Raw genomic sequence first — 3,051 nt, forward strand, 5'->3', positions numbered from 1 at the left:
TGCGAGAGGTGGTCGGTGCTGGGGCGGATGTGGATGGGGAGCACTGCTCGGCCGAGGGGGGCCGAGGGGGGAGTGAGGCGCGGAGCGGCCCCTCCCGGCCGGCGGCTCAGCGCCCGCAGCCTTTCCTTTCCCTCGTTTCCCCACGTCCCCTTCCTGATCACCGCCCCTCTCCCGTCCGGCACAGCTCGCGGCAGCGGTCCGTGGCGGGGCGTTGTCAGTGGCGCGTGGCAGGATCGGGGGCGTGGCAGAGACAGCATCGAAGACGAACGAGACGGCAACCGGCGAGGGCAGGCCGCGGCTGATGCTCATGGACGGGCATTCGCTGGCGTACCGCGCGTTCTTCGCGCTGCCGGTGGAGAACTTCACGACGGCGGTGGGGCAGCCGACGAACGCGATCTACGGGTTCGCGTCGATGCTAGCCAACACGCTGCGTGACGAGGCGCCCACGCACTTCGCGGTGGCGTTCGACGTGTCCCGCAAGACCTGGCGCTCCGAGGAGTTCACCGAGTACAAGGCGAACCGCTCGAAGACGCCGGACGAGTTCAAGGGCCAGGTCGAACTGATCGGCGAACTGCTGGACGCGATGCACGTGTCCCGCTTCGCGGTGGACGGCTTCGAGGCCGACGACATCATCGCGACGCTGGCGACCCAGGCGGAGGCCGCCGGGTACGACGTCCTGATCGTGACCGGCGACCGGGACTCGTTCCAGCTGGTCACGGAGCACACGACGGTCCTGTACCCCACCAAGGGCGTCTCGGAGCTGACCCGGTTCACCCCGGAGAAGGTTTTCGAGAAGTACGGATTGACGCCCGCCCAGTACCCGGACTTCGCGGCCCTGCGCGGCGACCCGTCGGACAACCTCCCGGGCATCCCGGGCGTCGGCGAGAAGACCGCCGCGAAGTGGATCAACCAGTTCGGCTCGTTCGCGGAACTCGTCGACCGCGTCGAGGAGGTCAAGGGCAAGGCGGGCCAGAACCTCCGCGACCACCTGGACGCCGTGAAGCTGAACCGCCGCCTCACCGAGATGGTGCGGACGGTCGAGCTGGACAAGACGGTCCCCGACCTGGAGCGCGCCCCCTACGACCGCACCGCCGTCGCCCTCGTCCTGGACACCCTGGAGATCCGCAACCCGTCCCTGCGCGAGCGCCTGCTGGCGGTCGACCCGGGCGGCGTGGAGACCGACGCGACCCCGGTCGCCGGACCCGGCGTCGAACTGGACGCCTCGGTGCTGGCGACGGGCGAACTGGCCCCGTGGCTCGCCGGACACGAGGCGGGCACGCTCGGCGTGGCGACGGTCGACAGCTGGACCCTGGGCACGGGCAGCGTCGCGGAGATCGCCCTCGCCGCAGCCGACGGCCCGGCCGCCTGGTTCGACCCGGCGCAGCTCGACGAGACCGACGAGCGCGCGTGGGCGGCCTGGCTCGCGGACCCCGCCCGCGCCAAGGTCTTCCACAACGCCAAGGGCGCCATGCGGGTCTTCGCCGAGCACGGCTGGACCATCGAGGGCGTCACGATGGACACCGCGCTCGCCGCCTACCTCGTCAAGCCGGGCCGCCGCTCCTTCGACCTGGACGCGCTCTCCCTGGAGTACCTGGGCCGCGAGCTACAGCCCGCCGCTGCGGCCGACGGCCAGCTCGCGTTCGGCGCGGACGACGGCGCGGAGAGCGAGGCCCTGATGATCCAGGCCCGCGCGATCCTCGACCTCGGCGAGGCGTTCCGCGAGCGCCTGGCCGAGGTCGGCGCCACCGACCTGCTGCGGGACATGGAGCTGCCGACGTCCGCGATCCTGGCCCGCATGGAGCGCCACGGCATCGCGGCCGACCGCGCGCACCTGGAGGCCATGGAGCAGATGTTCGCCGGAGCCGTCCAGCAGGCGGTGAAGGAGGCGCACGCGGCGGCGGGCCACGAGTTCAACCTCGGCTCCCCGAAGCAGCTCCAGGAGGTCCTCTTCGGCGAACTGGGCCTGCCGAAGACGAAGAAGACGAAGACGGGCTACACGACCGACGCGGACGCGCTGGCGTGGCTCGCCACCCAGACGGACAACGAACTGCCGGTCGTCATGCTCCGCCACCGCGAGCAGGCCAAGCTCCGCGTCACCGTCGAGGGCCTGATCAAGACGGTCGCGGCGGACGGCCGTATCCACACGACGTTCAACCAGACCGTCGCCGCGACCGGCCGCCTCTCCTCCGTCGACCCCAACCTCCAGAACATCCCCGTGCGCACCGAGGAAGGGCGCGCGATCCGGCGCGGGTTCGTCGTCGGCGAGGGCTTCGAGTCCCTGATGACCGCCGACTACAGCCAGATCGAGCTGCGCGTCATGGCCCACCTCTCCGAGGACCAGGGCCTGATCGACGCGTTCACCTCCGGCGAGGACCTGCACAACACGGTCGCGGCCCAGGTCTTCGCCGTCGACAAGGACGCCGTCGACGCGGAGATGCGCCGCAAGATCAAGGCCATGTCGTACGGCCTGGCGTACGGCCTGTCCGCGTTCGGCCTCTCCCAGCAGCTGAACATCGACGCGGGCGAGGCGCGCGCGCTGATGGACACGTACTTCGAGCGCTTCGGCGGCGTACGGGACTACCTGCACCGCGTGGTCGACGAGGCGCGCGCGACGGGCTACACCGAGACCCTCTTCGGCCGCCGCCGCTACCTCCCCGACCTCAACAGCGACAACCGCCAGCGCCGCGAGACGGCGGAACGCATGGCGCTCAACGCCCCCATCCAGGGGACGGCGGCGGACATCGTCAAGATCGCGATGCTGAAGGTGGCCGTGGCGATGGAGGAGGCGAAGCTGACGTCCCGTCTGCTGCTCCAGGTCCACGACGAAATCGTCCTGGAGATCGCGCCCGGCGAGGCGGCGAGGGTCGAGGAGCTGGTCCGCCGGGAGATGGCGGACGCGGTGCACCTGCGGGCCCCGCTGGACGTGTCGGTGGGCTCGGGCCAGAACTGGGAGGCGGCGGCTCACTGAGAGACCGAGGAGTGCTCTCTTCCGGAGGGCACTCCTCGCCGCTCGCCCGGCCGCGACAGCCGTACGACGACCGCGTACACCAC

Annotated in this window: 1 protein-coding gene; it reads left to right on the forward strand. The window is 71.0% G+C overall.

The genetic code is table 11. From position 1 onward, the window contains the following. Positions 1-241: 241 nt before the first annotated feature. The gene (gene polA / locus AOK24_RS38585) at positions 242-2,968 is read left to right on the forward strand and encodes a DNA polymerase I (RefSeq protein ID WP_055724597.1); all 2,727 of its coding nucleotides are present in this window, start codon (positions 242-244) and stop codon (positions 2,966-2,968) included. The last annotated feature ends 83 nt before the right edge of the window (positions 2,969-3,051 follow it).

Source organism: Streptomyces niveiscabiei (assembly GCF_001419795.1).
GTDB lineage: Bacteria > Actinomycetota > Actinomycetes > Streptomycetales > Streptomycetaceae > Streptomyces > Streptomyces niveiscabiei.